Annotated in this window: 19 protein-coding genes; 11 read left to right on the top strand and 8 right to left on the bottom strand. The window is 46.9% G+C overall.

Annotated features, from left to right (window positions below; genetic code table 11):
- From QUA77_RS19015 to QUA77_RS19000, 4 genes are all read right to left on the bottom strand, one after another.
- Positions 1-3,353, bottom strand: a 3,353-nt coding sequence (locus QUA77_RS19015; protein WP_333451806.1) for a DUF4347 domain-containing protein, incomplete at its 3' end; no start/stop codon positions are given.
- A gap of 404 nt (positions 3,354-3,757) precedes the next feature.
- Entirely contained in the window at positions 3,758-4,636 is an 879-nt protein-coding gene (locus QUA77_RS19010) for an inositol monophosphatase family protein (protein ID WP_333451805.1), read from the bottom strand.
- A 99-nt stretch (positions 4,637-4,735) separates the two neighbouring features.
- Positions 4,736-5,860, bottom strand: a complete 1,125-nt coding sequence (locus QUA77_RS19005; protein ID WP_333451803.1) for a cupin-like domain-containing protein — start codon at positions 5,858-5,860, stop codon at positions 4,736-4,738.
- Positions 5,861-6,092: 232 nt separating this feature from the next.
- Positions 6,093-6,950: a PfkB family carbohydrate kinase gene (locus tag QUA77_RS19000; protein WP_333451801.1), complete on the bottom strand. Its 858-nt coding sequence runs from the start codon at positions 6,948-6,950 to the stop codon at positions 6,093-6,095.
- Between the two features lie 49 nt (positions 6,951-6,999).
- Between QUA77_RS19000 and rsmI the strand changes: the two genes are divergently transcribed.
- Together rsmI and QUA77_RS18990 are read left to right on the top strand one after the other, a co-directional pair.
- Positions 7,000-7,851, top strand: coding sequence for a 16S rRNA (cytidine(1402)-2'-O)-methyltransferase (gene rsmI / locus QUA77_RS18995; RefSeq protein ID WP_333451799.1), 852 nt, complete (start codon positions 7,000-7,002; stop codon positions 7,849-7,851).
- A 129-nt stretch (positions 7,852-7,980) separates the two neighbouring features.
- Positions 7,981-9,198 carry a glycosyltransferase gene (locus QUA77_RS18990; protein ID WP_333451797.1) on the top strand — a complete coding sequence of 406 codons (1,218 nt, stop codon included), beginning with the start codon at positions 7,981-7,983 and terminating at the stop codon, positions 9,196-9,198.
- A gap of 192 nt (positions 9,199-9,390) precedes the next feature.
- Here QUA77_RS18990 and QUA77_RS18985 read toward each other — a convergent pair whose 3' ends face one another.
- A complete protein-coding gene (locus QUA77_RS18985; RefSeq protein ID WP_333451795.1) occupies positions 9,391-10,380 on the bottom strand; it encodes a DNA cytosine methyltransferase in 990 nt (329 codons plus the stop codon).
- A 142-nt stretch (positions 10,381-10,522) separates the two neighbouring features.
- On the opposite strand from QUA77_RS18985, the gene QUA77_RS18980 reads away from it, so the two are divergent.
- From QUA77_RS18980 to QUA77_RS18970, 3 genes are all read left to right on the top strand, one after another.
- On the top strand, positions 10,523-11,785 hold the full coding sequence (locus QUA77_RS18980) for a folylpolyglutamate synthase/dihydrofolate synthase family protein (RefSeq protein WP_333451794.1): 1,263 nt from the start codon (positions 10,523-10,525) through the stop codon (positions 11,783-11,785).
- A gap of 235 nt (positions 11,786-12,020) precedes the next feature.
- On the top strand, positions 12,021-12,308 hold the full coding sequence (locus QUA77_RS18975) for a hypothetical protein (protein WP_333184189.1): 288 nt from the start codon (positions 12,021-12,023) through the stop codon (positions 12,306-12,308).
- Positions 12,308-12,760: an Imm30 family immunity protein gene (locus QUA77_RS18970; RefSeq protein WP_333451792.1), complete on the top strand. Its 453-nt coding sequence runs from the start codon at positions 12,308-12,310 to the stop codon at positions 12,758-12,760. Before QUA77_RS18975 ends, QUA77_RS18970 begins: the two co-directional genes overlap by 1 nt.
- Before the next feature lie 158 nt (positions 12,761-12,918).
- Here QUA77_RS18970 and QUA77_RS18965 read toward each other — a convergent pair whose 3' ends face one another.
- The 3 genes from QUA77_RS18965 to QUA77_RS18955 all read right to left on the bottom strand — a co-directional run bounded on the left by QUA77_RS18965 (position 12,919) and on the right by QUA77_RS18955 (position 15,448).
- Positions 12,919-13,494 carry a Uma2 family endonuclease gene (locus tag QUA77_RS18965; protein ID WP_190737295.1) on the bottom strand — a complete coding sequence of 192 codons (576 nt, stop codon included), beginning with the start codon at positions 13,492-13,494 and terminating at the stop codon, positions 12,919-12,921.
- A 390-nt stretch (positions 13,495-13,884) separates the two neighbouring features.
- On the bottom strand, positions 13,885-15,168 hold the full coding sequence (locus QUA77_RS18960) for a sugar ABC transporter substrate-binding protein (protein WP_333451790.1): 1,284 nt from the start codon (positions 15,166-15,168) through the stop codon (positions 13,885-13,887).
- Positions 15,158-15,448 (bottom strand): hypothetical protein, encoded by a 291-nt coding sequence (locus QUA77_RS18955; protein ID WP_333451788.1) that lies wholly within the window; start codon positions 15,446-15,448, stop codon positions 15,158-15,160. Before QUA77_RS18955 ends, QUA77_RS18960 begins: the two co-directional genes overlap by 11 nt.
- Positions 15,449-15,620: 172 nt before the next feature.
- Here QUA77_RS18955 and pilM point away from each other — a divergent pair, with 172 nt between their 5' ends.
- The 6 genes from pilM to QUA77_RS18925 all read left to right on the top strand — a co-directional run bounded on the left by pilM (position 15,621) and on the right by QUA77_RS18925 (position 24,054).
- Positions 15,621-16,715, top strand: coding sequence for a type IV pilus assembly protein PilM (pilM, locus tag QUA77_RS18950; protein ID WP_333062549.1), 1,095 nt, complete (start codon positions 15,621-15,623; stop codon positions 16,713-16,715).
- A 406-nt stretch (positions 16,716-17,121) separates the two neighbouring features.
- Positions 17,122-18,021, top strand: coding sequence for a PilN domain-containing protein (locus QUA77_RS18945; protein ID WP_333451786.1), 900 nt, complete (start codon positions 17,122-17,124; stop codon positions 18,019-18,021).
- On the top strand, positions 18,018-18,818 hold the full coding sequence (locus tag QUA77_RS18940) for a pilus assembly protein PilO (protein ID WP_333041253.1): 801 nt from the start codon (positions 18,018-18,020) through the stop codon (positions 18,816-18,818). The genes QUA77_RS18945 and QUA77_RS18940 overlap by 4 nt, the downstream gene beginning before the upstream one ends.
- A 369-nt stretch (positions 18,819-19,187) precedes the next feature.
- On the top strand, positions 19,188-21,575 hold the full coding sequence (locus QUA77_RS18935; RefSeq protein WP_333451784.1) for an AMIN domain-containing protein: 2,388 nt from the start codon (positions 19,188-19,190) through the stop codon (positions 21,573-21,575).
- 889 nt (positions 21,576-22,464) lie between these two features.
- The gene (locus QUA77_RS18930; protein WP_278187376.1) at positions 22,465-22,773 is read left to right on the top strand and encodes an HU family DNA-binding protein; all 309 of its coding nucleotides are present in this window, start codon (positions 22,465-22,467) and stop codon (positions 22,771-22,773) included.
- Positions 22,774-22,788: 15 nt separating this feature from the next.
- Positions 22,789-24,054, top strand: coding sequence for a threonine-phosphate decarboxylase (locus QUA77_RS18925; protein WP_333451782.1), 1,266 nt, complete (start codon positions 22,789-22,791; stop codon positions 24,052-24,054).
- Positions 24,055-24,148: the final 94 nt, after the last annotated feature.

Below are 24,148 nucleotides of genomic sequence, written 5' to 3'. Positions count from 1 at the left end.
GTCGGTGTCGGCGTGACTGGTGTCGGTGTCGGCGTGACTGGTGTCGGTGTCGGTGCTACATCGTTATCAGTAACCTCCACTGTCACGCCCGGAATCGGGATCGCACTATACTTACTATCAGCACTCGCAGCCGTATGAGAAATACTGCCTGTGTGCGGCCCTTCCACAACCGCATCGTCTGTAGCCGTGACTGTGACTGGTTGCGCCACATTCCAGTTAGTCGTGTCGAAGGTAATCGGTGCGATCGCATTTATTTGACTTCCTGCGTCAAAGCTAATCGTCACAGGCGCGATCGGCACAGAAGTTAGTTTGACGCTGTACGTGCCTGTTGCACCGCCTTCGGTAGCAGTTGTACTCGTAGGTGAAATACTCACGCCTGCGGTATCGTTGTCAGCAATCGTGGCAGTCACAGGAGAAATCGCCAGCCCATTATACAAAGTATCGGTACTGACAGAAGTGTGAGCAATCGTGCCGCTGCGGGTTCCTTGGGCTATGCTGTCCTCGATCGCACTAACGGTCACATTTTGAGCAACATTCCAATTACTTGGGGTGAAAGTCAGAGGTGCGATCGCACTAATTTGAGTCCCAGTGTCAAAATTAATCGTAACGTTGGCAGCAGGTGCGGTAGTCAAAACCACGCCGTAGGTAGCCGTTACACCGCCTTCAGCAATATTTGTACTGCCTGCCGATTGCACAATGGAAACACCAGGACTATCGTTATCAGTAATCGATGCCGTCACATCGGGCATCGCTTTGGCGTTATAACTGGCATCGGTACTGGTAACTGTGTGAGCGATCGTGCCGCTGTGGGTTCCTTGTGCTACATTGTCGTCGATCGCACTAACAGTGACAGTCTGATCGACATTCCAGTTAGTGCTGTCAAAAGTAATCGGTGTGGCGATCGGGCTAATGGCATTGCCAGTATTAAAGCTAATATTAACCGGTGCCGTCGGTTCTGAAGTTAGCTTGACTTTGTAACTGCCAGTTGCGCCGCCTTCTGTAGCAGTGATGTTCGTAGGTGCAATGCTGAAACCGGCAGAGTCATCATTTGTGATGGTAGTTGTCGCACTTGCAGTAGTAATGATAGGTGTCGGCCCAGGTGCCACAGGATTCGATAGCGTAACCGCAACTGTTTCGTCGGGTTCTACTAATCCGTCGCCTACCACATTTAATGTGATAGTTTTAGAAACTTCACCCGCAGCAAAGTTGATTGTCCCGCTAATACCTGTTGCCCCAGAAGTGTCGCCGATGCTGTTGTAATCGCTGACGTTTGTAGCAGTTCCGGCGATCGTATAATTGACGCTACTTGCTACATCTGTGCCACCGCTGCGAGTCACGGTAAAAGTTACGGGAGTTGTATCACTATTGCCTTCGACTATACTGGGAATATCAGCCGCAATGGCGTAAGAAATTTGCTGGTTAGCTGCAATAGTCAGTGTCGCTTGATTTGTTGTACCAACAAAGTTTCCAGTAGTAATTATGCCAATGTCAAGGATTGCTGTTTCGGCGTTTTCAGGGAGATTGTCGGGTTTGATAGTAACTGCAACATTCTGGGTGAGAGTAGTAGTGCCGGCGGGGAAAGTAACAGTGGTAGGCGAAATTGTGTACTCTGAAGTGGTGGCTGTGCTGCTGGGGTTAATTGAGATCGGTACAACTACATCGCTCAAGGGAGTGGCACTGAGAGTGACGGGAATATTAACAACTGTATCTGCCGTTCCTTCAGTGCCAGCGTAGGTTGCCGCACCGAAATTCACCACAGGTGTTGTATTCACCAGAATTGAGGTGTTTTGACCGCCAAAGTTCGCCGTAGCTAAATCAGATAAGCCATCTTTGTTAAAATCGCCTACAACAATACCTTGGGGATTGGTTCCCACAATAAAATTAGTGGCAGTCCCAAAGCTGCCATTGCCACTTCCAAACAAGACGGAGACATCGTTCGATGTATTGTTGGCTGTGGCTAAATCGACTTTTCCATCTGCATTGAAGTCACCACTAGCAATAGCAAGGGGTTGTGTTCCAACGCCAAAGTTGGTAGCTGCACTAAAGTTTCCCGTGCCATCTCCTAACAGTATTGATACGTTGTTTGAGCCACCTTCGTTACTCGTTGCTAAGTCAGGATTATTGTCTCCGTTAAAGTCTCCTAAAGCAATGTAATTAGGGCTATTTCCAACGGTAAAGTTAGTGGCGGCGCCGAAAGTGCCATCGCCCTTCCCTAACAGGATGGATACGCTGTTAGAACCAAAGTTCGCTGTCGCTAAGTCAGACTTGCCATCCTTGTTAAAGTCGCCGACAAGCACAAAATAGGGATTTGACCCCACGCTCAAAGTAGTAGCTGCGCCAAAAGTACCATTACCATTTCCCCGCAAGATGGAGACGGTGCCATCATAGCTTTGATTGGCTGTAGCTACATCTGAATTGCCGTCCCCGTTGAAGTCTCCCACAGCTACGCTATTGGGACTTGACCCCACACCAAAGTAGGTGGCTGCACCAAAAGTGGCATCGCCATTCCCTAACAGGAGAGAAACGTTGTTAGCATAAGAAGAATTGGCCGTAACCAGGTCAGAATTACCGTCGTTGTTAAAGTCGCCTACAGCGACAGAGAAGGTAGTGAGCGCGGTCGGCGGGCTGGTGTTAAGATTAATGGCAGCGCCAAATTTGCCAGTGCCATCTCCCAGTGCGATCGAGACGTTGCGATCAGGTCCTGTGCTGGCAAAGGCTAGGTCAAGGTTGCCGTCTTTGTTAAAATCGCCACTGGCAACTTTACGGAGACTGTAGGTTATGGGAAAATTAGTCGCAGCACCAAAAGTAGACAGAACGTACTCGTAACCCGCTAACACTTCGGCTTCAAATACCAGCGGTGTTTCTATTTTCCCGGTTCTGACTTCCAGTGCCCAGTCGCCGCCCTTTGCTACACTTCCGGTGAGGTTTTGGGAAGCTGCAACTCTTGCCCCGGTTAACTCACTCAAGCGTTTGACAAATGCTTTACCTGTCTCGCCTGCTGCTACACAGCACCCGTAGAGGAGGATATTACGTCGATTTTTGCTCCTTGAGTCGGTTCGTTGCGAAAACCACTGCTGTAGAGAATTTCGATCGCACTCTATATCATCTAAACTAAAGCGAACGTCGCCGAGTTGCAAGCTGCCGGGAGCACCGTGAGAAACAATGTGAATGCTGTCAATATTGGTACGAAGAGCTAAAATTTGAGTAATTTGGTCGATCGCATCCCGGTTCCCATCCAAAACGACTACTTCCGTACCCGGTGTTACTCCGGCAATCAAACTTTGATAATCTTCAACTTGAGGGTCGATAAAGGCGATCGCACTTCCTGAAGCTTGACTATTTATATTTCTCATAATACACCTACTGGGGATTAAAAAATACAATGATTTCCCAGTTTCGCGACTTTCGCTCGAAACTATCTATCAATTTTCATTTACACAAACACACCCTTTCTCTGTAAAAACCCAATGAGTCCTCATCTTTTGTCGTAACTATAACAGTTTTATCCGAGGATATATATAAAGTTTTCTTAAAAAAAAACCTGGTTAGTTAATTAAAATTTTGATAAAGACAGAGAAAATACTTAAGTATTATTACTGTAACCAATACTATATTGATTTACCACAAATATTTGTGAAACGTAAGTGCAATTCTACAGTAAATTCAAACTCAGAAATTTTGATACATACTTTAGGGTGCGTAAGCAATTAGTCGTGCATAAAATACGCTCTTCTAACACACCCTACTAAACTTTTGACTACCGCAAACCCCCATCTATCCCCGCTAAAATCTGCTCAGCTTGCCCGCACAAAGCAGCGTGACAGCAACCGTTACTCGCCAACAATCCCCCCCACTGACTCACATCTCCCCGGTTATATTGCAAAGTAGAAGCGTCAAAACGAGTAAATTGACCGCCCGCTTCAGTCAAAATTAATTCCGGTGCCGCTAAATCCCAATCTTTAGGCGCAGACTTTCCCGAAAGCGCAATATAAACATCAGCTTTTTGTTCGACAATTGTCGCAATTTTACAGCCGATACTACCGATAGCTATTTGATTTTGACAAGGCAGTTTTTGTAACAATTGATTAAAGCGCTCGCCCCGGTGACTGCGGCTGGTTACTATAGATAAATCTGCCACTATATTTCGCGCCGAAACCTGCAATTTGACCGCTGAACCGTCCCGACTTTCCATAAAAGCGCCAGCATTTTGCACCGCGTAATAAATCTTTTGCTGTTGGGGCCAAGCCACAACTGCCAATACCGGTCTTCCCTGGTATGCTAAAGCAATATGTACTGCAAATTCCCCTGTCCTGTCAATAAAATCTCGCGTTCCATCCAAAGGGTCAATAATCCAAACCCAACTTTGGGGTAAGGGAACTTTGCCATAAGTTTCTAAATAAGATTTGTAAGTTTCTTCGCTGAGATAGCCAAATTCTGCATTCCCTAAAGCCGACTGCAATTCGTCGAGAATGTAAGAATTGACAGCGACATCGGCGGCGGTGACGGGGCCATCTTTTTTTTCTTGGATGTCGAGGTTAGGAGTGTTGGAATCCTGGCGATAATAGGATTGTAGGATATCTGATGCACTCCAGGCGATCGATCGGGCAATTTCACTTAACTGTTCGAGAGTTTTCATTAATTTCTTTTTTTTGAACCGCAGATGAACGCGGATGAACGCCGATTTCAGGAGGGGCGGTGCCCCCTGTACCCGCCCCGGGAAACCATACATTAGCAATTACCAATTAATATGAGGATATTTCCATTCATAATAATTGGGAAACACAAAATTAGTAAACGAAACCGAAATACTAACCTCCAATGATTTTACATGATGCCACCAACCGACAGGAATAAAGATAGCCTCTCCCGGTTCCAAAATCACTTCAATAATTTTCGCATCTCTGTAAAGCGGGTATTTGTCATAATCGGGATTTTCGCCGTCAACTTTGCTGAAAACGCCGACATGATTGTACAGCAGAGGTGTTTGCTGCGGAGAAATCAATTTAATTAGTTTGCGGCCCGACACTTGCGCTAAAATTAAATTAACTGGGTCGTGGTGCAGCGGTGTAATTGTGCCTTTCGGGCCGAACCAAAAGAAAACTCTGCCTTTTGTGTCCGTTGGATTTAGGTATTCTGGGAAAATTTCAATGTCGTCGAATAGGGGTTTAAATTCCTCTCTTTCCAGAGTTTTGTTGTTAGCAACCATGTAGTAGTCGTTGCTAGGCCCGCCCTTGACCACCATCTCTACATATTTGCGGAACAAGACAATTTTTTTGTGATTTTCTATCTTAATTTCGTAATTCGGGTCGGAATTTCGGTTGGCTTGAATTTGTACCTCTGTATCGCCGTATTTTTGCTGCAAATACTCTGGCGTCCACAACTGCAATGCTTTCCAGTTGTGCATAATGTTGGTAATAATTACAGGAGTATTTTTGGCGTAGTAATTTTCGAGAAAATACTCTCTAGAAAGGCTGCTTTTGCGTTCGATTGTGCCAAACTTGGAAGACAATGCAGCTAATTGATTGCTAATCCTGAGATGCGATTCTAATTTCTGCAATAACTGTACGTAATGGCTACCTGCTTGAAAGTAGGGATGAGAGGATATTTCCCTAACTTCTGCCGTGGCTGTTTCCGCATCTATGCCCGTACTTATTAGGGCTTGAATGATTTCTGCATCTGGTTGATTTAATAATTTGTTGGCCGCCACCCACTGTTTCATATTGTCGGGGACTTCTTGTTTGCTTGGGGTGAGTAGATTTGGCAAGTTTTGTGTCAGCCATTCTAGGTTAACTTGCTGTTGTTCTGTTAGGGTAATCCGCAAAGGGGGAAGGGTAATAGTTAGGGGTTGGGTGTCAGACATGATTCGGGTATGCTGTTTTGGGAGTGTTTTGTGTGACTTTAACTTGTCTTACTAATATAGCAATTTTGTTAACGAACCGCGCAGGCGCTAAGGGCGCGAAGGAAGAGAAGAGGGAAGTTCACAAATTTTTTCGAGGTTGCTGTCAGGATTTTAACTCAGCAAGTGTTCCTAGTTCAAGTTTTCTAGTTTTGATCGGTTTTAACCGGATAGTTGGGTTAATTTTAATTTAAAATTAACTGTTACTCATCCAGGCGCGGGTTCCGAAGTTTTTGCAGGAATGGGAAGCGATTTTAGCCGCTGCGGTGAGAGTATCGGTAAAGTTATTTTGCAATATGTAGTGACAGAAAGCCCCGTGAAAGATGTCGCCAGCGCCTAAAGTGTCTGTGGCTTGAATTTGAGGTACTTCTACAGTGCCATAACTGCCATTGCTGAGGTATAAAATTGATTTTTCACCGCGAGTGATGGCAATATGGGAAATTCCGGCTGCTGACAGGTAAGCAAAGACTTGTTCTGAATTGTCGCAGTCGGGCGGATGAAAGTTATCCGAACATACCGCCCATTCAACGAAAGGCAATATTTCCTCTAATCCGGGCTTCCAACTACCACCGTCGAGGACAATGGGAATGTTTTTTGACTTGACAAGTTGAGCAATTTCTTTGCTGGCTGCGATTTGATGTCCGTCAAGTAGTACAATATTAACTGATGTTAAAATATCTGGGTTAATTGTTTGACTGTCAACTTGCGATTTCGTAGCATTGATGGAAATTACCGATCGATCGCCCGTTGCTTCAGTTACAATAATCGAGGACACTGGCGGCGAGTGCGATCGCCCTGGCTGCAAATCAATTATCCTGACATTATACTCCGCTAAGTCTGCACGAATTAATTGAGCGATCGCGTGAGTGCCCAAAACACCAGCCCATACCCCCGCATTTCCCAAATAGCTAAAAGTGACCGCAGCATTGGCCGCCGGCCCGCCCGCAGCAATGGTACAATCAGAAGCAACAACTTTCTGATTTTCACCCGGCGGCTTCTGGGCCAAATAAACTAAATCTAACGTTGCCAATCCCAAAAACAATCCCGTTTTCATATCTGCGTTAATCCGCGTTCATCTGCGGTTAAAAAATCCCACTCTTAAAATGCAAGCCAATCCCACCACAGGAACACTTTACATCGTCGGAACCCCGATCGGCAACCTGGAAGACATGACCTTTCGCGCCATCCGAATCTTGCAAACAGTAGACTTCATCGCCGCCGAAGATACCCGCCATACAGGCAAACTCTTGCACCATTTTCAAATCAAAACGCCCCAAATCAGCTATCACGAACACAACCAACAACAGCGACTTCCCGAACTCATCAACAAACTGCATTTAGGCAAAAATATCGCCCTCGTCACAGATGCCGGAATGCCTGGGATTTCTGACCCCGGTTCCGAGTTGGTCAAAGCTTGCGCGGATGCTAATATTAACATTATTCCGATTCCCGGCCCGACCGCCTGCATTGTTGGCATAACTGCATCAGGATTACCTACAGAGAGATTTGTATTTGAAGGTTTCTTACCCGTGAAAGGTCAAGAACGCCAACAGAGTTTAGAAGCTTTGCAAATAGAATCTCGCACTATAATATTATACGAATCTCCCCACCGATTGCGGCAAACTTTACAAGATTTAGCAAATAGTTTAGGAAGCGACAGACCGATTGTGCTGGCGAGAGAGTTAACTAAAATGCACGAAGAGTTTTGGCGTGGTAGTATGGAAAGTGCGATCGAGCTTTACACCAATCGCGAACCACAGGGAGAATTTACCCTCGTAATTGCCGGCATCCAAACAGCCGCACCAATATTTTCCGAAGACGCCATCAAAGCAGAATTGCAAACATTAATTGCAGAAGGCATAAGTCGTTCCCAAGCCAGCCGCCAGCTAGCGCAACAAACATCCCTCCCCCGCCGCCAAATCTACCAACTCGCCCTGACACTAGACGACAGTTAATGATTATAATAGAAGGAATGCACGACACCGATTTTGACACGCATACACGGATTAATTATTGACCACAAGTCAGTAGTCAGAAAGAAGACCGAAGTTGAAGTAATACTTACAATCATACTATAAAAACCTATGGCACGCGGCAACTACGAGCGACACAAACCATATTTACGCAACCCCCACATCAACAAACCAATCGCCGAGATTTATGCAGACTTAGACGCCTTTACCTGGGAGATATTTGAGGATCAACCCCACCGCTTCGAGACCGTCAGTTTTTACGTCTTGCTTCCCCCATTGATGTACGAAGGAAAATTCATCAAAGGAATTTACTTCAGCGAAGCAGTCGAACTAATCAACAAACTATTTCCCGGATTATCATCAGTCTTTCATTCCTTTACCTATGCCCCTTGGATTGGATATTCCTGGGCACCGATAGCCGATGCTTACTCCAGCTTGTACAAAAACCCGCAACGGGATAAATGGTTTCGCGAAACCTATCCCGATCGCGCGCACAAACCAACTATACCCTTACAAGACTGCGACTTCATCAACGAATACTGGATTTCCCCCAGGAATGTCCCTGAAAAAGACATCGATTTACTCGCCGTCGCCCGAATTTCCGAAGAAAAGAACTTGCCAACAATTGCCAAAGCCTTAAAAGTTTACCGCCAAAAATACCCGCAAAAACCGATAAAATTAACAGTTATCACCGGACACGACTTTGATCCTAGCAACCTGAACACTCTCGACGAATGCGCCTTAAACGAATGGCGACAAATCGAGACAATTTTAACCAATCCCAAGGACTACATTAGCTTACTACCGAGGGTAGACTACTACAGCGAAATGCCCCTGTATTATTCGCGAGCAAAAGCATTTGTACTCGGTTCTCTCCTCGAAGGAAAAAACCGAGCCATCATGGAAGCCATGAGTTGCAACGTACCAGTAATTTGTTTCCAAGAATTCAATCAATACGCCAGAGGAGACTCGCCCGTTTTCCCCGAAGGTGCAGGGCTTTATGCTAAATTCAACCCAGAATCTCTCGCCGATACTATATATACAGTATTGGAAAATCGGACAGAATTCAGACCACGATATCAGTATTTAAAGCATTCCGGGCGCAAAAACTTTTTTAACACTTGTATAGACAGTTTTCCTTACTATCAGCACAACATTCCCGACTACAAGCCCGGAGATGCGATTAACAATTTGTGGCTAGATTTAGCAGTTCAGCAAAATTATCAAGTCAGCTTGAATAGCTTTTTGTACGGAGGTTCACCCATTTCTCACCTGCGCGGAATAAATGCGATTCAGCACAATCTCGGCGAGTTAACAAAATTTTTGTGAGAATCTGTACAGCAAACTAGACTTATTGCATCAATCTTTGATTAATAGGGAAACCGCAGATAAACGCAGATAATTTTTAGTAAAACTCGGTGGTTGAAACTAATCCTAAACAAACTTTCGGCCACCTAAGCGTTGGCTTCCCCCACGCGGAGTAAAAAAATCAACATAGAGAGATTTGACGTAAGTGTTGTTTCAGAAGGTCGAAATATCCTCAAAAATCTTACTTGCAAAAACTCTAGCCAAATTCACAGGAACAGCATTGCCGACCATTTTGTATCCATCAGCAATATACTTGTACTTAAAAATAAACTCATCCGGGAACGTCTGAACTCTCGCGCACTCTCGCACAGAAAGCCGACGGTAAGGCTGAGGCGAATTGGGGTCAAAAATGCGTTTGTCTTTGCCAACCAAAATCATTTTACTCGCTTGAGGATGGAGAGGTGCGTGTCTGCCGCTTGCCTGAATTGTAAAAGAAGGTTCTGACCAACTTCGCACTCGATTGCGCGACATATAAATGCTGGAAAACCCCAAATCCGCACATTCGTGATTTGGGACAGAATCGTGATAATTATCTAATTTACCCTTAACTGACATAGGGGCGATCGCCTGCAAATCAAAAATCGCATCTTTCAGCGTCAAAACATCGGTTCCAGGTTCGGGAAACTCAAAACCAAAACCCATAGTTTCCCGATAACCAACAACAATCACCCTTTGCCTATCTTGCGGTACACCAAAATTTCTAGCATTCAACAACTTGTACGAAACCCGATACCCGATGTCCTCAAACTGCGATAATATATAAGTGAAAGCATCCTTGTTTCTGGGAGCCAAGATACCGCTAACATTCTCAGCTAAAAAAAACAAAGGCTGCTTGTCCCGCACAATTCTGATATACTCCCAGAAAAGTTGACCCCGACTATCATCAATCCCCCGTTTTGCCCCCGCTTCACTCCAACTTTGACAAGGAGGGCCGCCGATAATCCCAATACAGTGGGGAATTTCATCAGAATTAATTTTTCTGATATCTCTGCGATCTAAAATAGTTTCAGGATGATTGAAATTATACGTATCCCAAATAGACTTATCATATTCATTCGCCCAAACCGGATTAAACCCAGCTAAGCGAAAACCCAAATCCAACCCGCCACAACCAGAAAACAGTGAAATAATATCCAAAGCCACCTTTTTTCACCCGCAATAAATATAATAAATCAATTATAAACCTCTCTTTTCTTAGATATCTATCTCTTTCTTCTCTCACTCTGCGCCCTCTGCGGTTAATAAAAAAATAATTTACACACACAAACAGAATTTATCATCCTCAATGAATGCAGAATCCCTCCTCCAATCCTACCAACACTTCGGCGTCCACCTGGGTCTAGAAAGAATCCACCAACTTCTCGAAAAACTAGACAACCCCCACCAAAAAGTACCCATTATCCACATTGCCGGCACAAACGGCAAAGGTTCCGTTTGCGCTTATCTCTCTTCCGTACTAACAGAAGCAGGCTATCGAGTTGGACGCTACACATCCCCGCACTTAATCGATTGGACAGAAAGAATTTGCATCAACCAAAAACCGATTTCCCCAACAGAATTGCAACAGTGTCTAGAACGAGTTGTCGCCACTACTCAAAACAACACCGAAACTCCCACTCAATTTGAAATAATCACCGCTGCAGCTTGGCTATATTTCGCCGAACAAAAAACAGATATCGCCGTCATAGAAACTGGATTGGGCGGTAGATTAGACGCGACTAACGTTTGCGAAACACCTCTCGCTAGCGTCATTACTTCTATCAGTCTAGAACACTGGCAAATACTCGGCCCCACCGTGGCAGATATTGCTGGGGAAAAAGCGGGAATTCTTAAAGCAAAATGTCCGGCAGTTATCGGAGAATTGCCAGAATCAGCTAGAATAGTAGTAGAAAAACGCATTCAAGAATTAGACTGTCCGGCAACTTGGGTAAAACCAGCAATAGATTTAGGACAAGGATTCGCAGAATATCAGTTTAATCAAAATGCGGATAAAATAAAATATCAATTGCCGCTGCTGGGAAAAATTCAATTAATGAATTCAGCAATTGCGATCGCAACTTTGCAAACTCTCCAAAACCAAGGATGGCAAATTTCCCCAACCGCCATCGAAAACGGTATCGCCAAAACCCAATGGCCCGGAAGACTCCAACAGACTACTTGGAAAAACCGCAAAATATTAATTGACGGCGCGCACAACCCCGCCGCAGCGATCGCCCTCCGTGAATATGTCGATCGCCTGAACAATCACCCGTCACCGATTAACTGGGTAATCGGCATTCTGGCGACTAAAGACTGCGATGATATTTTGAAAGCATTACTCAAAAAGGGCGATCGACTTTACCTAGTACCCGTACCCGATCACAACTCATCATCACCCGCAGAATTAGCCACCCTCGCTCAAATTATCTGCCCCGAATTAACTCTCTGTCAAGCCTTCCCCGACTTAACAACAGCTTTAGATGCTGCTGTTACAGGCGACAACCTAACAATCCTTTGCGGTTCGCTTTATCTCGTGGGCTATTTTCTGCAACAACAATCCCAAGCTTAAACGCATCCTGCCTTAAGATGAATTGTTCGGGTAAACTAGCAAGAGATGCTTCATAGACACTGGGTTTCTTGTGGTAATATCATGTCCGTTAGCAGCGAATAGGAGAATAGAAATAGCTAATTATACAAACAGACTTCTCCCAGGGGAAGGCGCAGTTGGATGTTACGGAGACCTGCTTAAAGCTGGACGAAGAGGCGATAATCTGACACCACATCACATTCCTTCTAATGGATTTATGGCAGCAAAGGTTCTTGGTTACAGCAGAGAAATGGGTATTGCTATAATGATGGAACACCCTTTGCCCGGTAAAGGAGGTCGTCATCGCCAGACTATCTCTTACGGACAATCTCCGAATCTCAGCTTGTTACCAAGGGAAGCACTAGCTAGAGAAATTAGCGATGCGCGAGCAATTTATCGCCGTCAGGGACTTTACACGCCACTAATTAGGCGCAGCTTACAGCAAGTTATTCAGTCAAATAAGTTAGCTTGGTTGGGCGTTTTTGAAAAGGGAGTAAATAGGTGATGAAGGAGAATAGCTGGATTACCATTTTGGTCGCTAATAAATTAATGCGATCTGCGGAAGAAGTAACAGCTTTTGAAAATGCTTTAGCGGAATTCGCGAAGCATCCTGAGAGTGAACATTTAGCAGATTTACATCTGATTTTAGACGATCGCTGCCAACAGCCGGAGGTGATGTTTAGCCTAATTCATTTTTTAGAATCTTTTGAAATGGAACAGCAGTTACAAGCATTTATCCGTGTCATTCCACAATTAATTGTTGTTGCCTCGGATTGGACAAGAATACTCCACAGTCGCATTTTGAATGATGAGGTTGCCTGCCGCTTGTATAGAAATCTGTTACATTCAATTAATGCTCACAGCCCCCATTTTATTCGACAATTGCTGGAAGAAAGTGCTGCCTATCGATTGACTCATCAAGATTCACCGATTGAGCTAGCTGGACAAGTTCATTAGCGTTTATCTCCACCGCTGATGAATATTTGGAAGTGCGATCGCGTTGAAGGAAAAGCTCGATAAGTAGAGTGGGCGATTCCCTACCCTACCCTACGGGAACCCCTACGGGGAACGGGAACCCCTGCGGGAAGATAGCTTCGCTTCACGCTCTTTTTTCTTTAACCTTGTGTTTCTTCCTCAGTAAAGATAGGAGGCCACAATTCCGAAACGGGCAATTCCCAACCGGGAAAAAGTTCTGCGACTGTTAAGATATCGCCATTTCCTAAAACAGTCGGTTCACCTGTAGAGCGATAAATAGTCACTGTTTCTTCATCAGGATCGATCAGAATTCCGACGATCGCACCCAGCTCTATAAACTTCAAAACCTTGGTTTCTATAAGCTTAATGCGATCGCTCTGAGATTTAATCTCAACCACCAAATCGGGGACAAGTTCTCCAAAATAACGCGGACTTTGGCGCAAGCGGGCGGCGCGCACAAAAGAAACATCCGGTGCTTTGACATTCGTATCCGGCATGATGAAACCGCCTGCGGAGTCAAAGACTCTTCCCAAGCGACGGGGATAAACCCAGTTACCCAGCAAGCGAATCAAAATACTGCTGATTTCACTGGATACGATGTCTGATGGCCCCACAATTGAAAGTCTCCCGTCTTCTAGTTCAATTTTGTAATCTAAGCCCGCTTCGGAAAAAAGGGTTTGAACTTGGTTTAAATCTTTGAGTGTCATCGCTGGCATAAGAATTTTATCCTATTCTGAGCTGAGCTTTGATTTTAACACGAGTTAAATTTATGAATATTTGAGTAATTCAGGCTATATTCCTACAAATATTCAATCAAGCTGAATTGAGAAAGGCGATCGCACCGGATAAAGAAACCCGGTTTCTGGGATGAGGGAGCCTTCTTATCAACAAACATTTACCTCTAAAATAGTCCAGATTGACTTATCGAGAGTTCTCCTCCGACTCCGCGTTGTGAAGAGGCGGTAATTTCATCATTCGATAATAACTTAAAAGCTGATATCTGTTTATATATGACGACACAGATTTCCATTATTTAATAATACGTCAAGTAGCCCAAAAAAGCAAGGGCGATATCAAAAAAAATCCGCCCCAGCTTCAATTAAAAACTACCTTTGATCCCAAGCCTTAGCCGCATCAGCCACAGCCTGTTCTACCGATTTCTCCTCCAACATTGCCGCCTGCAAATTGTCATAAATCGCCTTTTGCAGCTTCTTAACATCCTTGAGAGGCGGAATCAATAGCTCGGCGGAACTCAACCCAGAAGCACTAACAACCCGAGCTCGATCAGCTGCAGGAGCATCAGCAGGAACGCTCTTAAAATAATCGTCCTGTAAAGCCTCAACCGTAGAAGGCAAAACATTAGCAGCCTTAGCAAAAGCCAATTGATTTTGAGAATTAGTCACGTACAAAGTAAACTTGACAGCATCATCAGGGCGCTTGCTGTCGCGGGGCACAACCAAATTCATCACCGCCACAGTCTTCTTGCCGGTTTCCCCCGTAATTTGAGGCGCAGCAGCCGAAACAGCACCAATACTAGGAGCATTCTCAGCAATCGCCTTCAAAAACTGAGGCCCGGAAGCCAACAAAGAAGTTTCCCCAGCTTGATAAAGCTCGATCGCCCTGCGATGTCCCTGCACCAAAACATCCTGGGGCAAAAGTCCGTTTTTGTACAAATCTACCCAATACTGAAAAACAGCTTTGCCCTTAGCAGTATTAAAAGCCGCCTTGCCTTTAGCGTCAATCAAAGGCACACCCATCTGCACGAAAGATTGCAAAACCTCCGCCGAATCTTCCGGCACAAAAGTCACAAAAAAAGCAAACTTACCAGTCTTTTCCTTCACCTGCTTGGCAACAGTTGCCAACTCTGCATAAGTAGCAGGAGGCTTAGCAATTCCAGCCTTCTTCAACAAATCAGTATTGTAAATTGTCACCCCAGTCGTGAGATACCAAGGAATGCCAAAAGTCTTGCCGTCGAGTACACTAGCTTTCCAGATATTTGGCAGATAGGTCGATCGAACTTGCTGCGGAATTCGAGAATCCAAATCCAGCCAAGCATTGCGTCCCGCCAACAGCGAAGCAAAATCGGGATTTAGGTTCACCACATCCGGCGCAGTTTTAGCCGAAACAGCCCCCAAAATCTTGCTTTCCATCGCCGACCAAGGAACGTCCACCCAACGCACCTTCACCCCCGGATTTTCCGCTTCAAAACCGGCGATCGTCTTGTTGAAATACTCAGTAAACTGAGGTTGAAGCTGCATAGTCCAGAACTCGATTTCCTGCGTATTATTTGCCTGGGAATTAACAGCAGGCTTGCCGCAACTCACCACCGCAGCCAGCAGCAGCCCCACCAGTCCAAAAACAGCAAACAGTTGCCAAGATTTACGTTTCATAGAATAAAATTTGAGAGTTATCGGAACCGTCAGACAAAAAAGCGTGAAGCGAAGCTATCCCTTTCCCCGCAGGGGTTCCCGTTCCCCGTAGGGGTTCCGGTAGGGTAGGGTAGGGAATCGCCCGAATCAAGCGCGATCGAGTCAGTAACAGAGTTTTGTACCTGGGCCCAGGAGCGAGATAGTCTGTTTTTGTGCAGAATCGGCAGGTTTTCGGTCGATTCTGCTGGAATTTATTGACATTCGCAGCAGAATAGCTATTGTCAAGTAAATTGGATAGCATAAAATCGGAACTAGCGATCACGCAACACAGACGGAGCTGCGTAGCTACGGCGGGATACCGAGATTACAGCACTCTTGCGGCAGTTGGAAACCAACCCTCCAACACCGGGCACGCTGAATCAGGCTGGCCAACAACAAAAGAAAAAAATAGCAATTATCGGCGACCCAATCACATGGTTAACTTTTTCAAAGGTCTACTTTCCCAACGCCAGCCAGGAATCGGGATCGAAATAGCCCCAGACCGCATCAACATCATTCAGCTCGAAAAGAAAGCTCAGGCATTAAAATTAGGCATCCTAGCCTCCATAGAAGTTCCAGAAGACTATGTACAAGAAGGACAAATAGTCGATCCGCCGGGAATGGCAGAACTAATACGTACCGTCCTTGCCGACAACAAAATCAAAGCCAAGCGAGTAGCCACAGCCATTCCCGGCCGCGAAGCCGTCATCCGTCTCATCCCAGTTCCTGCAGAGCTCAACGAAGAAGAACTGCGGGATTACATGAACGCAGAAGCAGGACTGTACTTGCCGTTTCCCAGAGAAGACGCCGACGTAGACTATCAAAAAATAGGCCTTTTTGTAGATGACGACGGAGTAGAAAAAGTGCAAGTCGTGTTAGTAGCAACCCGCAGAGAAGTTACCGACACATACATCGAAACATTCAAAGAAGCCGGACTGATTATAGACGTATTAGAAGTAACCAGTTTTGCCCTAATCCGCACCCTCAAAGAACAACTGCAACAATTTTCCTCCCAAGAAGCAGCAGTTCTCACCGCCATAGAATTTGACAGCACCGAGTTAGCTATAGTAGTGGACGGCATACCTCAGTTCAACCGTACCATCCCGATCGGCACCTACCAAATCCAGACCGCCCTCAACCAAGCCATGAACCTGCCGCCAACCAGAGACACCAGCGAACTGCAAGGCATGACCCTGCCTGTCACAGATACAATGGGCGCATCGGGAGACGCCAATCCCGGCACAAATGCGATGATTAAAGTATTGGGAGAACTAGCAGACGAACTGCGCCGCTCAGTAGACTTTTACCTCAACCAGAGCGAAGAACTCGAAGTAGCGCAACTGCTGCTAGCAGGTCCTGGAGCTGCGATCGGCAAACTAGACGAATTTTTTATGCAAAGATTAAGCTTGCCCGCATCTCAAGTCGATCCCATCGAAACCCTAGGACTCGAAATCAGCCAAGAAATTACCCCAGAACAGCGAGCAGGTTTAGGAGTCGCCCTAGGTTTAGGACTAAGGGAGGTTATGTGACCTAACAGTTTTAGATGAGAGAAAAACAGATTTGAGAATTTTAGGTAAAAACCCCTTCCAAAAGAAGAAGGCAGAAAGCAGAAGGTAGAATATTGGAGGTAGAAGATAGAAGGTAGAATATATCTGAGGTAGAAGCAGCCCCTTCCTTCAGTAGAAGGCAGAAAGTTGTTTCTTTCTTCCCTAAATAAATCCTTCACTTGTACCAGCAATCTTGCGTTCTGTCTAAAATCTCAAATTTCAAATTTAAATCTATAGCAACAGCCAAGACTGTTAGGACATTCTTAATTCCTGAAACATAAACGCTAGATCACTTTTTCCTTCTACCTTCTACCTTCTACCTCGTGCCTTCTACCTTTTACCTTGTGCCTTCTGCCTTCTACCTTCTGCTATAAAATCGAGTGAAGCCATGTACAGCCTAGATATTAATTTTCTCAACGACCGTCCCGACTACAAACCCGTTGCAACCAAAAGCCCAGCTAAAAAAAGTTCCGGTGGAGCCAAAGACCAACTGCCCATATATGGGGCGACGCTGTTTGCCCTTGGCATCATCGCCGCAGTCATGGGCGCCTGGTGGTGGGCGACTAGCGAAAATACCAGCTTGGCCACAAAACAAGAAGCCATCGACCAAGAACTGGCCAAGTTAAACACTCAAGCCAACACCATCAAAGCCATCAACGCCGAAACCGACCAAGTTACCGCGGAATACAAAGCATTAGCCGGAGTATTCGACCAAATTAAGCCTTGGTCGGCGATGCTGCAAGACCTCAGTGCTCGTACTCCGGCGGGAGTCCAAATTGGCAAAATCGAGCAAATCGACCCAAGTCCCTCCCCCGTTGCAGCAGCACCCCCACCCCCTGCTGCAACTCCCGCAGCCTCCCCAGGGGCGAGTCCGTCTCCAGCAGCCAGCCCCACCCCGGCAGCACCTCCCCCCCCCGTCGTCCCGCAGCAGGCATCAAAAGTACAAATTTCAGGGATAGCCAGTACCTTTGCTCAAGTTAACGACTTTATGTTGCTAGTCCAGCGCTCTCCTTTCTTCCTTAACACCGATACAAAACTGATAGCGGCCACATTAAAAAACAACCCCGCACAATTACAAGTGCGTAACGAAAACGCAGCACCAGCAGAACTTCCCAAACTGCGACCGGTGGTGGAATATAAAATTGAAACGACACTCAGCCCGACGGGGGCCTCCGAGTTGCTCCCCGAGCTGCGAAGCAAGCAAGCAGACGGCCTAGCAATACGGATAGAAACACTTCAAGAAAAAGGAGTGCTAGAACCACAAAAACCAGAGGTGAAAAAACAATGACAGCAAATCAGTTTATTCCCAGCGGCGCACAAGCAGAAGAGACAGGGGGTCAGGAAATATTCGGCATTAAGCTGACACCCCAAGTCCAAGCAATCGGCATCGCGGTTCTCGGCCTCGTCATTGCCGGTGGCATTGGCTACCAGTTCGTACTGCCCGAATTCCAAAAAAGAGACGCATTCAAGCAAAAACTTAGCGAAAGCGAGCAAACGCAACTGCAATTGCAAACTCAAATTCAAAAAAAGGCAGAAGCAGAAGCAAAGCAAGAAGAAGCAAAACAGCGCCGGGCAAACGTGACGGCAATGTTTGCCAGCGACGCCAGCGCCAACACGCTTTTGCTTGACATGACCCAACTCGTTAATAGAATCAACGCCGGCGTGCAAGGAGATGACCTCAAGGCTAAAATTACCAAATTTGAGCCGGATATGCCCCCAGCAGCAGCAACCGCCGCGCCGGGAGCTCCAGACCCTGATATTCTGGCAGATACCTCCTTCGGACCGTCCCTGGCTGGCAAGCTCAGACGCAAAAAATTTAAGGTAGAGTTTGAAGGCACTTTCGCTCAAACCCGCAATTTTATGCGTAACTTGGAGTTGATGCAGTCGCTGTTGGTAGTTAGGAATTTGAAATCTGAATTGCTAGCATCAAATCAGCCAATTGAGGTTGATTTTTTGAAGGGGAAAATAGTTCCTGTGGAGCAGCCGCCAACTAAAATTAAAACTGCTTTTGACTTGCACGCGCTGCTGCCGTTAAAGCAAGAAGAAAAACCGCCAACTCCGGCTCCGAGTCCTGGTGCTAAGTAGCGGTTGTTGGGCGGATAGATATTAGCTATTGTTCCCAACTTGCTTTTTCAAAAAAAAGGAGAAGGCAGAAGGTTTAATTTTGAAGATTGAAGGTAGAAGTAAAAAAATATGAATGCCACAAAAAAAAATATATGGCAATCAAAAATTTGCTCTAGAACCGACTTTCTTCTAATACCAAGTTTCCCAAAAAGGGAACTGTAGGATAGTTTCTAACCATTATGTCAGCGGTTATTCCCTCGAAAATCTAAAATCGAAAAGGGCATAACTTCTGCTTTTAAATAGACTCCAAGCGAGAATCTTTCAGTCAGTTTAGCAGCTAGCGACAAAAGACTGCGAACAACAAATACAAATTGTAGTTGAGGAGAGAACGTGAAACAGCATCTACGTTTAAGTGGAGGACTCTTATGCAGCGTTGCAGGAGTTCTGATCGCCCAAGCCCCCGTCTTGGCAGTGCCGACTCAAGTCACAGGAGTGCAAGTAAGTCAAGGTAATAATGGCGTAAATATTGTCATGGCGACAGAAAAGGGCGATCGCCCGCAAGTTTTCGCCATCAATAACGGCAATACTTACCAAGCCACAATTATCAACACCCAGCTCCGCTTGCCACAAGGCAACAGCTTCCGTCAAGATAACCCCGCTCCGGGAATTTCTTCAGTAGAAATAACCCAGGTAGAGGCTAACAGCATCCGCGTTGTGGTAGCCGGCAGCAACGGAGTTCCCAACGGACAAATTGTTCCGGGACAAGGCCAAAGCATCGTCCTCAGCGTTGCCGGACAGGGTGGCACAGCACAGTCTGCCCAAACTCCACCCCCTCCGCCTCCGGGACTGCCGCTGAGCCAAACAGCTCCCCGGCCGGCTCCCCAAGTCCGCACCTCGCAAAACCCAGGCGTGCTGCTGCCAAATCCAGAAGTTAGTGTTACCAGAAACGATCGCCCCCCCCTCCCCAGCGAAATACAATCCCAGACAAATCAGGCTGCGCCTTTCCAGCCGCGGGCCGTGGCGCCGCCCTTGGGAGATATCGCGGTGTCTAACATCGCCCCCGGCGCGGGAAATATTGAACTGAGTTCGGGAGAACGCATCCCCCGCTTGGTGCTGCGGGATGCCCCAGTCCGGGACGTTTTGGCTCTGCTGGCCCGCGCTGCTGGCTTGAACATTGCTTTTACAGGCGGCGGGGCCCCTGCTCAACCGGGCCAGCCCGCAGTGCCTGGTCAGCCAGGAGCCTCTGGCTCAGATGAAGGGCCAAAGATTTCTTTGGACATCGAAAATGAGTCGGTGCAAGATGTCTTTAATTACGTGCTGCGGCTCAGCGGATTACAAGCTAACCGCCAGGGGCGGACGATTTTTGTAGGGACTAGCTTGCCGATCGACTCGCGCAATATAATCATTCGGACTCTGCGACTCAATCAAGTCAGATCTACCGATGCAGCTAACTTTTTGAGCGCTCAAGGCGCGGAAACTCAACTGCCGATTACTCGGGTGACTATTCAAAGCGTGGGCCAGGGAAATGCGGCGCGGGATGTGGAAATTCGGGAACCCGACATTAAGGCGATCGGCGCTAGGGAAGGCACCGGCCCGCTCTTGCTGAGGGGACTGTCGGTGCTGGCGGATTCTAGGCTCAATTCCATCACTTTGGTGGGAGACCCGCGCAAAGTTGACATGGCTGTGGCTTTTTTGACACAGCTAGATTTGCGCCGCCGTCAAGTAGCTGTCAACGTCAAGGTGATCGATATAAACTTGTTGGGAGACAACAGAACTAGCAGCAGCTTCTCTTTCGGAATTAATAACAGTTTCTTTGTCAATGACAATGGGGCGGCAAGTCTCAATTTTGGCGGCATCAATCCGCCCAATGCAAACGCTCTCGATGGGAGCTTGACCGGTCGGCCGATCATCGGCAACCCTTTAGCAGACCTGGAGCCTTTCTACGATGCGAACGGCCGGCGTATCGTGCCGCTTACAGGTCAAGGTCGCGATACCGCCGCCAAAGGTGTGTTCCTCCGACCGACAGCCCCAATTACTAATGACCCCACGCGAGTTGGAATTACGGATTACGAGCCTGGCTCGGCAACCGCTTCGGGAAGTGCAGAGTTCGGCCTGTTCCCGGCGTTCCAGTATCCGAGGAGGTTCCTGTCGGCGTTGCAGGCCACTATTCAGAGCCAGAATGCCAAAATCCTGACCGATCCGACTCTGGTGGTTCAAGAAGGAGAAACGGCAAATGTGAATATTACTGATGAGGTGATCACTAACATCACGTCGCAAACGACGACTACCGGAAATACAAGTACCCAAACGGTGACGGCTGTCAAAGACAGGGCTGGTTTGCAGTTGGGGGTGGCGATCGATCGGATTGACGATAATGGCTTTGTCTCTCTGCGGGTGAACCCGATTATCAGGACACCTGGCGGCGAGCAAGACCTGGCCACGGGCGCGAACACGAATACTATCAGGCTGCTGGGCGAGCGTTCGTTGCAATCGGGGCTAATTCGCCTGCGGGACGGTCAGACTTTGATTGTTTCGGGGATTATCCGCGATGAAGAACGGGTTACAGCCAACAAGATTCCGATTTTAGGAGATTTGCCGATTATCGGTTCGCTGTTCAGGAGAACCAATAAGAGCAACCAGCGGGCGGAGTTGATTGTATTGCTGACTCCGCAGATTTTGGATGATAGCGATCGATCGAACTTTGGCTACCAAAACAACATTAGTCCCGATGCCCGCCAACTGTTGCAGCGCAGTCAGCCAGTCCAGCCCAGACAGTAGGCACAAAGGAAAAATGGCTTGCTGTCAACTTTCCATGCTCTTTCCCCTGAGTCCGACAGTCCGACAGTCCGACAGGGGTTGAAACCCCTGCCTCACAGCGAAAGTCCTCTAACAGAGGACTAAAAATTAGTATTTGAGTCGGTTAAAACCGACTTCAGCTATGAGACAGGGACTTCAGTCCCTGGCGGTGGAAGAAGGCATTGCTCTCAACCTTCCACGCTCTTTCCCCTGAGTCCGACAGTCCGACAGGGGTTGAAACCCCTGCCTCAAAGCTAAAGTCCTCTAAAAGAGGACTAAAGAACTCATTAGTCCTATGCAAAAGGACTATCAATCACTCTTTCAGTCGTCTTCAAACGACTTCAGCTATGAGACAGGGACTTCAGTCCCTGGCGGGTTTCGGGAGAATGAAACAGCCCTGCCCCAGGGGGGAAAGAAAGATGGGAAAGAAAGAAGGAAGAAGGAAAAAACTTTTCCTTTAGCCCTTGACAAATTACATTTTATTCCTTCTATTTCTTCTTTTTTTATGCTTTCAAATCCACCGAGGCGAGAAATCTTCTCTCGAAGGTGGTATTTTTTTACCTAAATTTTGGGATTAATTACAAAAATTAGCAAGTTCCATATAAATTAAAGGTTCCACCGATCCATAACGGTCGGCAAGACTTTAGAATAATGCAGTGAAAATTAGATGCTGTGGGGTTTTCAGCAGTTAGAAACAAAAATTCCTTTTCTGACCAATTATCCTAGGGTAATTGGTATTCAGCAGGAGTTGTGATTCGGGGAAGCGGACGGGAGCAATCGGGCACCACCCAAACCTCCCAATCCACACCTCAATCGAGTTGATAACTCACGGCTAATAGTTGAACTAACTCTGTTTAACGTAATTTTGCAAATCCAGAAGGAGTTCGCAATGAACAAAGGTGAATTGGTTGATGCAGTCGCGGAAAAGGCTAGCGTGACGAAAAAACAGGCAGATGCTGTTTTGAGTGCCGCCCTCGAAGCAATCATGGAAGCTGTCTCCGATGGCGACAAGGTGACACTGGTCGGTTTTGGCTCGTTTGAGTCGCGGGAACGCAAGGCCCGCGAGGGTCGCAATCCCAAAACTGGCGACAAGATGGAAATCCCGGCAACCAGAGTTCCTGCATTTTCCGCAGGGAAGTTGTTTAAGGACAGAGTTGCACCGCCGAAAAACGCGGAATAGCTGGCGAACTGAGTCTTGATTAGACCTGTACACGGTGGGAATTTAGCTTGGGCAGCCGCACTGGCAGGCTGCCCTCCCTCTGCTATTCTCGATTTTTCTGCGAGTATCAGTCCTTTGGGCCCTCCTGAGTCGGCCCTGGCTGCGATTCAATCACACTTGAGCAGTCTGACGGCTTACCCCGACCCGGATTATGGGGAGCTCAGGACTGCTTTGGGGGAGGCTCTGAATGTTGACCGGGATTGGATTTTGCCGGGGAATGGTTCGGCGGAATTGTTGACTTGGGCGGCTTGGGATTTGTCGAAGCTGGAGGCGACTTATTTGCTGACTCCGGCTTTTGGCGATTACTCGCGGGCCCTTTCGGCTTTCGGCGCGCAGGTGCTCAAATGTCCTTTGGATCTTAAATCTTGCACCATTGTCAAGAACGAGCAAGATGCCCATTCCACAAGAGATGAATTTTCTTGTGGAACAGTCAAGATGCCTGTTCCTAAACAAGTAATCGAGAATGGTGCAACTTCTCAGTTGGAACTGAAATCGTTGGACGCGGAGGCTGGAAGCCGATTAGTAACGGATGATTTGTCGGTTTCTAACCGTTCCCTTGTCTCCCCTTCTTTGCGTCTCCCGGTTCCTCTTGCTCTCGATGCCAATCATCGACGAGGTTTGCTCCTGAACAACCCGCACAATCCTACGGGTTTGCTGTTTGGTAGGGAGGCGATTTTGCCTTATTTGAAGCAGTTAGGTATGGTGGTGGTGGATGAGGCCTTTATGGACTTTCTACCGCCTTCTGAGCAGGAAACTTTGATCGATGCTGTTGAGGAGTTTCCGAATTTGGTGATTTTACGATCGCTCACTAAATTTTATTCTCTGCCGGGACTGCGGTTGGGCTGCGCGATCGCCCATCCCGATATTCTGCGTCGCTGGCAGCAGCAGCGCGATCCTTGGCCTGTAAATGCTTTGGCTGCTGCTGCTGCTGCTGCTGTGGTGCGAGATACTGTTTTTGAGCGGCAAACTTGGGATTGGCTGCCTGTTGCTCGCCGAGAGCTATTTGAGGGTTTGGCTAATTTGCCGGGTTTGCAGCCTTTTGCAGGGGCGGCTAATTTCTTGTTGGTTGAGTCGTCGATGTCGGTTTCTTCAATTCAAAAAAGTCTGTTGGAACGACACCGGATTTTGATTCGGGATTGTTTGAGTTTTCCTGAGTTGGGCGATCGGTTTTTTCGGGTGGCTGTGCGCTCAAGGGCGGACAATCTGCGGCTGATTGCTGGACTTGCCGAAGTTATTCGTTAGCTGACAGTTGACAGTTGACAGTTGTCAGTTGTCAGTTGACTCTTTACAATAAATAACAAATAACTCATAAATAAATAACAAATAACTCATAAAT

Origin of the sequence: Microcoleus sp. K5-D4 (genome assembly GCF_036704575.1) — a bacterium.
GTDB lineage: Bacteria > Cyanobacteriota > Cyanobacteriia > Cyanobacteriales > Microcoleaceae > Microcoleus.
The sequence above is the reverse complement of the archived record's forward strand: the minus strand, read 5'-3'. Positions and strand labels throughout refer to the sequence as shown.

What these genes read in the sequence shown, in the direction of transcription:
- QUA77_RS19010 (WP_333451805.1), bottom strand. Translation starts at nt 4,636, where the DNA reads ATGAAAACTCTCGAACAGTTAAGTGAAATTGCCCGATCGATCGCCTGG.
- QUA77_RS19005 (WP_333451803.1), bottom strand. Translation starts at nt 5,860, where the DNA reads ATGTCTGACACCCAACCCCTAACTATTACCCTTCCCCCTTTGCGGATT.
- QUA77_RS19000 (WP_333451801.1), bottom strand. Translation starts at nt 6,950, where the DNA reads ATGAAAACGGGATTGTTTTTGGGATTGGCAACGTTAGATTTAGTTTAT.
- rsmI (WP_333451799.1), top strand. Translation starts at nt 7,000, where the DNA reads ATGCAAGCCAATCCCACCACAGGAACACTTTACATCGTCGGAACCCCG.
- QUA77_RS18990 (WP_333451797.1), top strand. Translation starts at nt 7,981, where the DNA reads ATGGCACGCGGCAACTACGAGCGACACAAACCATATTTACGCAACCCC.
- QUA77_RS18980 (WP_333451794.1), top strand. Translation starts at nt 10,523, where the DNA reads ATGAATGCAGAATCCCTCCTCCAATCCTACCAACACTTCGGCGTCCAC.
- QUA77_RS18975 (WP_333184189.1), top strand. Translation starts at nt 12,021, where the DNA reads ATGGCAGCAAAGGTTCTTGGTTACAGCAGAGAAATGGGTATTGCTATA.
- QUA77_RS18970 (WP_333451792.1), top strand. Translation starts at nt 12,308, where the DNA reads ATGAAGGAGAATAGCTGGATTACCATTTTGGTCGCTAATAAATTAATG.
- QUA77_RS18965 (WP_190737295.1), bottom strand. Translation starts at nt 13,494, where the DNA reads ATGCCAGCGATGACACTCAAAGATTTAAACCAAGTTCAAACCCTTTTT.
- QUA77_RS18960 (WP_333451790.1), bottom strand. Translation starts at nt 15,168, where the DNA reads ATGAAACGTAAATCTTGGCAACTGTTTGCTGTTTTTGGACTGGTGGGG.
- QUA77_RS18955 (WP_333451788.1), bottom strand. Translation starts at nt 15,448, where the DNA reads ATGCTATCCAATTTACTTGACAATAGCTATTCTGCTGCGAATGTCAAT.
- pilM (WP_333062549.1), top strand. Translation starts at nt 15,621, where the DNA reads ATGGTTAACTTTTTCAAAGGTCTACTTTCCCAACGCCAGCCAGGAATC.
- QUA77_RS18945 (WP_333451786.1), top strand. Translation starts at nt 17,122, where the DNA reads ATGTACAGCCTAGATATTAATTTTCTCAACGACCGTCCCGACTACAAA.
- QUA77_RS18940 (WP_333041253.1), top strand. Translation starts at nt 18,018, where the DNA reads ATGACAGCAAATCAGTTTATTCCCAGCGGCGCACAAGCAGAAGAGACA.